The organism is uncultured Amaricoccus sp., from assembly GCF_937858865.1.
In the GTDB taxonomy this organism is placed as follows: domain Bacteria; phylum Pseudomonadota; class Alphaproteobacteria; order Rhodobacterales; family Rhodobacteraceae; genus Amaricoccus.
In genome coordinates this window covers 1-7,132 of sequence record NZ_CALLYO010000110.1, presented here as the reverse complement: position 1 = coordinate 7,132, position 7,132 = coordinate 1, and the positions used below count along the sequence as shown (strand labels likewise).

Sequence of the window (7,132 nt, the reverse complement as noted above, 5' to 3'; positions counted from 1 at the left end):
GCGCGCGGCCTTCCCTGGTCTTGTTGGTCGCGACGGGCTCGCTGGCGGCGCGGCGCAGCGTCAGCTTCTGCAGCGCCACCTCGACGCGGGCCTGCCCGGCGAGCAGCCGCTCGAGCGGCACCGAATGGTCGATCCGCCCGGCGACGACCGCCGCCTCGACCGCCCGCCCGATCGCCTCGGGCGAGGCGGCCGGGCCCTGCGCCTCCAGCGCCTCGCGCGTCGCGGCGAGCGTGCCGAAGAGGGGCGCCGTCACCTCGGCGAGCGCGGCGACGATCTCGCGCTGGCGCGCCAGCTCCTCGGCCAGCCAGGCGGCCAGCCACAGGAGAAGGAGCGGCAGCGCCACCGCGACGAGGAAGAACATCGCGTCGAGGAAGGGCGTCTCCCGCGCCTCGGCCGCGCTCAGGAAGCCGATCCCGTAGGCGAGGACGAGCACGCCCCAGCCGACGCTGGCGGCGATCGCCCAGCGGCGGGTCGGGGGCATCGCCTGCAGACGATCCCCGATTCCCTGCAGCATGGCTCGGACCCCCCGCGGCGTCAGACGAAGTTGACCGAAACGATCTCGTAGGAGCGCAGGCCGCCCGGCGTCGGCACCTCGACGCTGTCGCCCGGCTCCTTGCCGATCAGCGCGCGGGCCAGCGGCGAGCGGAGGTTGAGCAGCCCCTGCTCGATGTCGGCCTCCTGCTCGCCGACGATCTGGAAGGTCTTCTCCTCCTCGGTGTCCTCGTCGAGGATGACGACCGTCGCGCCGAACTTCACCGCCCCCGAGAAGCGGCTCGGGTCGATGACCTCCGAGCGGCCGATGATGGCGTCGAGCTCGCGGATGCGCCCCTCGATGAAGCTCTGCCGCTCGCGGGCGGCGTGATACTCGGCGTTCTCGCTGAGATCGCCATGCTCGCGCGCCTCGGCGATGGCCGCGATCACCGCCGGCCGGTCGACGCTCTTGAGCTTCTTCAGCTCCGCATCGAGCTTCGCGAACCCTTTCGCGGTCAGCGGAATCTTCTCCATCTTTCCCTCCGTAGCCCGCGTCGCCGCGGACTGCGCAACAATAAAATCAGGCCGAGACCGGCGTCTCGGCCTGGGTCGCGGCTGATCGTCGCCGCGAGGAGCGAGAATAGGTGCCCGATCCCGGCCCTGCAAGCGGCTCCGGCGCGCCGGCACCCGCGGCGGCGTCGCTACCTCGAATAATAGTCCTCGAGGCCCTGCTCCCGGATCAAGCGCAGCTCGTCCACCTGCGAGGCGAGGAACTCGTCGCCGCCGATGGCCCGGACCGCGCCCCGGGTGTCGGGCGAGACCGCGATGATCGCCGATTCCGCCGACGGCCCCAGCCGCTGCAGGACGCTCACCTCCTCCGGGGCGAGGATCGGCTGCGGCGCGCCCTCGTCGAGCTGGCCCGCGAGCTGGTCCAGCCGGATCTGGGCCTCCTCGGTCCCGGTCAGGGTGAGGCCGATGATCGACTTGTTGACCAGCTGCTTCACCAGCGCCTCCCGATCGGCGTGGATCGGGGTCTTCCAGTCGATCGCGGTCTCGTTCAGCCACCAGTCGGCATTGGTCGCCTTGATGAGCGTCTCGAGCGCCGTGCGGCTTCCGCCCTGGTGCACGAGCCAGCCGAGATTGATCGGGACGTTCGCCTTGGCGAGATACTGCGGAATGTCGAGCTCCGCGGTCGGATCCATCATCAGGAACCGCATGAGCTCGGCCTCGGCCTCGGGAGCGCCGATGGCGCCCAGCGTCGCCGCCGCGTTGCTCCAGGTCGCGCTCATCGCCGGATTCTCCAGCATCGCGGCGAGCTCCGGAACGGCCTCCTCGCCGAATTTCGCCGCCTCGGCGAAGGGCACGCCCTCGATGAAGATCTGATTGACGAAGGCCTGGACCGAGTCCGCCCCCCCGGACTCGGTCCCGCCGGCCCCGCCGACGTCGTTGACCGACATCGGCGGCCCGGCATCGAGCCGCGGCCCGCTGTTGTCGGCGACGAGCGCCTGCAGCGGATCGAGGCTGAAGACGCTGACCAGCCGGCCGCATTCCGCGCCATCGACCTCGCGCATGTTCGAGGCGATCGACGGGCGCATCAGCTGCCGTGCCGCCGACCGATGCGGACTGCCGGTCGTATGGGCATATTCGTGCGCCCAGAGGATCGGCTCCATGCTGCGCGGCGAGAAGCGCGTCACCGCCATCCGCGGTCCCGGCATACTGGCGCAGCCGATGATCGACGGGCCGAGCTGGCCGCACCAGTTGATCTCGCCGACGACCTTGATCGTCGTGTCGGCGGCATTGACCCTGGCGAAGTCCTGGCGGCTGCTGATCGAGAAGGGAATGTCGCTCTCGTTGAAGGTCGTCACGTTGCCGACCCGCCGCAGGATGACGCGGCAGGCGGTGTCGGAGGCGGAATCGGAGTCGCTGAGGAGCTTGGTCGCCTCGGCGAGGACGTGGTCCACCTCGGCATTGCTGAGCCGTGCAGGGAGCGCCGAATGCTGCCTGACGCTCACCTCCACGACCACGGGCGCCGCCTGCCCGAGAGCCATGCCGGCGGATGCGATCAGGGCTGCGAGGCCCGTGGCGCAGACGAAAGACGATTGCTGCATGTATCACCTCCAGCGAGCTGCGCGCGGGGCGAGCTCGGGTTTAAATTCACCTTTCGACGTCAATTCTTAGTCACAGGCCAGAAAATGCAGGCACGAATCAAATTGGCTTTATTGCATTGTGTCAGTCTACTTCACTATTTTTCACGCCACCGTCTAAGCGGGGCTGCCTCAGTTCGAATAGTCCAGCGTATAAACGGCAATCGGCGCCCTCCTCCGGAGCGGCTGCGGGTCCCCGATGGTGCAGGGCCCCGTGTCCCAGGCGTTCCGCGCGAACGGGCTGCGGACCGCCCGGTCCATCGACAGGAGCACGAGCTCGTTGCGGCCGCCGAAGCGGTCGCTCTCCATCATCGTCTTGATCACCTCGGAGAGGATGTCGGCCGCGGTGTCGACCGTGTAATGCTCGTATCCCGTCAGCTTGCAGGAATGGGCCTCGAAGAGCCAGTCGTGGACGATGAAGGCCGGCGCATAGCCCCAGGGCGAATAGTCCCGCAGCATCCAGAGCGGCCGCGGGATCGATCCGCCATCAGTCGTCATCTCGCCGGGGACGATGCGCTCGCCCGACGCGCGCGTGAAGGTGAGCGGATCCTCGCCGTCCGGGATGAAACGGAAGACGTCGCGGTCGATCCATTCGACGGTGAGCTTGCCGTCGATCCGGCCCCGATCGACGGTCTGGTAGTGAACCGCCGCGCATCCCGACGCTGCAAGGAGCGCGAGGCCGACACATACCGAGCGTGCGAAGCGGCGGAGTCCAATCGACGCCATCACCGCATATCCCCCTGCCGCCGGTCCAATAAGCCGAGGCCGAGATAGAATACCACAGAACGTCCGGCCGGAGCAAAGCCGAACCGGCCGAAGGCAACGGGCGCGGGCGGTGGCGATTGATCTTGGCCGCCGCTGCAGATAGGTCACCCTTAGCCCGCAGAGTCGGAGGAGCGCCCGGTGGCCGACACAGCCCGCGAGTCCATGGAGTTCGACGTCGTGATCGTCGGTGCCGGCCCGGCCGGGCTTTCGGCGGCGATCCGGCTGAAGCAGCTCGACCCCGATCTCTCGGTCGTCGTGCTCGAGAAGGGCTCCGAGGTCGGGGCGCACATCCTCTCGGGCGCCGTGCTCGACCCGGTCGGGCTCGACGCGCTGCTGCCCGACTGGCGGCGGATGGACGCGCCGATCCGTACCAGGGTCACCGACGACCGCTTCTACCTCCTCGGCCAGGGCGGGCAGATCCGCCTGCCGAACTGGCCGATGCCGAAGCTGATGTCGAACCACGGCAACTACATCGTCTCGATGGGCAACGTCTGCCGCTGGCTGGCGGCGCAGGCCGAGGCGCTCGGCGTCGAGATCTTCCCCGGCATGGCGGCGAGCCAGCTCGTGGTGTCGGAGGAGGGCGTGCTGCGCGGCGTCGTCGCCGGCGAGTTCGGCCTCGACAAGGACCGCCGGCCCGGGCCGGGCTACGAGCCGGGAATGGAGCTGCTCGGCAAATACGTCTTCCTCGCCGAGGGGGTGCGCGGCTCTCTCTCGAAGCAGGCGATCGAGCGCTGGGGGCTCGGCAACGGCCGCGAGCCGCAGAAGTACGGCCTCGGCATGAAGGAGATCTGGGAGGTCGACCCGGCGAAGCACCGGCTCGGCCAGGTGACGCACACCATGGGCTGGCCGCTCGGCTCGAACGCCGGCGGCGGCTCCTTCATGTACCATCTCGAGGACAACCAAGTCTTCGTCGGCTTCGTCGTCCACCTCAACTACGAGAATCCCTGGCTCTACCCCTACATGGAGTTCCAGCGCTTCAAGCACCATCCGCTGATCGCGGACGTGCTCAGCGGCGGCAAGCGCGTCGCCTACGGCGCGCGGGCGATCTCCGAGGGCGGCTGGCAGTCGATCCCGAAGCTCGTCTTCCCGGGCGGCGCCCTGCTCGGCTGCTCGGCCGGGCTCGTCAACGTGCCGCGCATCAAGGGCAACCACAACGCGATGCTCTCCGGCATCGCGGCGGCCGAGGCGGCGCAGCGGGCGATCGCCATGGGGCGCGAGGGGGACGAGCTCGCCGAATATCCGGCCGCCGTCGAGGCCGGGCCGATCGCGCGCGACCTGAAGCCGGTCCGCAACGTGAAGCCGCTCTGGTCGCGCTACGGGCTGACCGCCTCGCTGACCTTGGGCGGGCTCGACATGTGGGTGAACTCGCTCTTCGGCAACCGCTCGCCCTTCGGCACGCTCGCCCACCGCAAGACCGATGCCGAGGCGACGCGCCGGGCCGAGCATTTCGCCCCGATCGACTACCCGCGGCCGGACGGGGTGCTCTCGTTCGACCGGCTGACCAACGTCGCCTTCTCCTTCACCAACCACGACGAGAGCCAGCCCTGCCACCTGGTGCTGAAGGACCCGGGCATCCCGATCGACGTCAACCTGCCGCGCTTCGCCGAGCCGGCGCAGCGCTACTGCCCGGCCGGGGTCTACGAGGTGCTGCGCGACGAGGACGGGTCGAACCCGCGTTTCGTCATCAACTTCCAGAACTGCGTCCACTGCAAGACCTGTGACATCAAGGACCCGCTGCAGAACATCAACTGGACCACGCCCCAGGGCGGCGACGGGCCGAACTACCCCAACATGTGACCGCCGACGGCGGCTCTCCGCCGATTCGCGCGATTGAATCGGCGGTGCGGGCGGCATAGGGTCCGCCGCCATGACGGAGCCGTTCCGAACCCGGAGATTCACCACGTGCCGCGCTTCCTCGCTTCCCTGCTGATCGCCGCCGCGGTCGCGGCGCCGGCGGTCCCCGTCGCGGCGACCGGCCTCTCGGGTGCCTATCTCGCGGCGACCCAGGCGGACATCCGCGACGACTATGCCGAGGCGGCGCGCTACTACGACCGGGTGCTGGCGCTCGACCCGACCAACGTCGGGATCCTGACCAACGCGCTGGTCGCCCGGGTGGCGCTCGGCGACTTCGCCGCCGCGCGGCCGCTCGCCGACCGCCTCGAGGAGGTCGACCCCAACAACCAGGTGGCGACGCTCGTCCGCCTCGGCGACATGCTCGCGGCGAGCCAGTTCGCCGAGGCGAAGGCGGTGCTCGACAAGACCGCCGACACGCTCAACCCGCTGCTCGCCGCGCTCCTCGCCGGCTGGATCGAGGTCGGCCTCGAGGAGTTCGACGCCGCGCGCGCGACCTTCGACGCCACGACCGGCGGCGACGCGCTCGTCGCCTACGGCCAGTACCACAAGGCGCTGGCGCTCGCCTTCGCCGGCGACTTCGTCGGCGCCGAGGCGATCATGGCCGGCGGCGAGGAGGGGCCGCTCCACCTCAACCGCTCCTCGATCGTGGCGCATGCCGAGATCCTCGCCCAGCTCGGCCGCGAGGCCGACGCGGTCAGGGTGATCGACGAGGCGCTGGCGGGCAACGTCCCGGACGAGCCGCTGCTCGCCCTGCGCCAGCGCCTGGCCGCCGGCGAGGAGGTCCCCTTCGACGTGGTGACCCGCGCGCGCGACGGGGCGGCCGAGGCCTTCCTGACGCTCGCCGACGCGCTCAACACCTCCGACAGCCAGCGGGTGGCGCTGCTGCACGCGCGCATCGCGGCGCACATCCGCCCCGAGCTCATCGAGGCGAACCTGCTCGCCGCCGAGCTGCTCGAGGATGAGGGGCAGCACGCGCTCGCCACCGCGGCGCTGGCGACCGTCCCGGAGAGCTCGCCCTGGTACGTCACCGCCCAGATCCGCCGCGCCGCCACCCAGCGCGCCGCCGGCGACCCCGAGGCCGGGATCGCCACGCTGGCCGAGCTCGCCGGGCACTATCCCGACCGGATCGAGGTGCAGAGCGGGCTCGGCGACGCGCTCCGCATGGCCGAGCGCTACCCCGAGGCCGTCGCCGCCTACGACGCCGCCGTCGCCCTCGTCGCCGAGCCGAGCCCGGTGCACTGGCCGCTCTTCTACACCCGCGGCATCGCCAACGAGCGCGCCGGCAACTGGCCGGCCGCCGAGCGGGACTTCCGCGAGGCGCTACGGCTCGAGCCCAACCAGCCGCTGGTGCTGAACTACCTCGGCTACAGCCTGGTCGAGAAGCACGAGAAGCTCGACGAGGCGCTCGGCATGATCGAGCGCGCCGCCAAGGCCGAGCCCGAGGACGGCTACATCACCGACAGCCTCGGCTGGGTGCTCTACCGGCTCGGCCGCTACCAGGACGCGGTGAAGCCGATGCTGCGCGCCGTCGAGCTCACCCCCGACGACCCGGTCATCAACGACCACCTCGGCGACGTGCTCTGGATGGTCGGCCGCAAGCGCGAGGCCGAGTTCCAGTGGCGCCGCGCCCTCTCCTTCGGCCCGGCCGAAGACCTCGACATGGACCGCATCCGCAGGAAGCTCGAGGTCGGCCTCGACCAGGTGCTGGCCGACGAGCCGCGGCAGGACGGCTGACCCGCAAGTGACGGCCGATCGCTGGGCGGAGCTCGCCCCCGCCAAGGTCAACCTCGCGCTCCACGTCACCGGCCGCCGCGCCGACGGGCTGCACCTGCTCGACAGCCTCGTCGTCTTCCCCCGCCTCGGCGATCTCGTCGAGGCCGAGCCGGCCGCCGGCCTCT

General features: G+C 70.4%; 6 protein-coding genes and 1 pseudogene. 3 read left to right on the top strand and 4 right to left on the bottom strand.

The window, feature by feature from the left end; translation table 11 throughout:
* From Q0112_RS02940 to Q0112_RS02925, 4 genes are all read right to left on the bottom strand, one after another.
* The coding region (locus tag Q0112_RS02940; protein WP_297971181.1) for a hypothetical protein at positions 1-514 on the bottom strand (514 nt) is incomplete at its 3' end.
* A gap of 20 nt (positions 515-534) precedes the next feature.
* Entirely contained in the window at positions 535-1,005 is a 471-nt protein-coding gene (gene greA / locus Q0112_RS02935) for a transcription elongation factor GreA (protein WP_297971179.1), read from the bottom strand.
* A gap of 167 nt (positions 1,006-1,172) precedes the next feature.
* Positions 1,173-2,579 (bottom strand): hypothetical protein, encoded by a 1,407-nt coding sequence (locus Q0112_RS02930; RefSeq protein ID WP_297971176.1) that lies wholly within the window; start codon positions 2,577-2,579, stop codon positions 1,173-1,175.
* Positions 2,580-2,747: 168 nt separating this feature from the next.
* Positions 2,748-3,341: a DUF1353 domain-containing protein gene (locus Q0112_RS02925; protein WP_297971173.1), complete on the bottom strand. Its 594-nt coding sequence runs from the start codon at positions 3,339-3,341 to the stop codon at positions 2,748-2,750.
* A gap of 177 nt (positions 3,342-3,518) precedes the next feature.
* On the opposite strand from Q0112_RS02925, the gene Q0112_RS02920 reads away from it, so the two are divergent.
* The 3 genes and pseudogenes from Q0112_RS02920 to Q0112_RS02910 all read left to right on the top strand — a co-directional run.
* Positions 3,519-5,177 (top strand): electron transfer flavoprotein-ubiquinone oxidoreductase, encoded by a 1,659-nt coding sequence (locus tag Q0112_RS02920; RefSeq protein ID WP_297971170.1) that lies wholly within the window; start codon positions 3,519-3,521, stop codon positions 5,175-5,177.
* A gap of 105 nt (positions 5,178-5,282) precedes the next feature.
* Positions 5,283-6,968: a tetratricopeptide repeat protein gene (locus tag Q0112_RS02915; RefSeq protein WP_297971167.1), complete on the top strand. Its 1,686-nt coding sequence runs from the start codon at positions 5,283-5,285 to the stop codon at positions 6,966-6,968.
* A 7-nt stretch (positions 6,969-6,975) separates the two neighbouring features.
* Positions 6,976-7,132, top strand: a pseudogene (locus Q0112_RS02910) (4-(cytidine 5'-diphospho)-2-C-methyl-D-erythritol kinase); the annotation flags it as partial.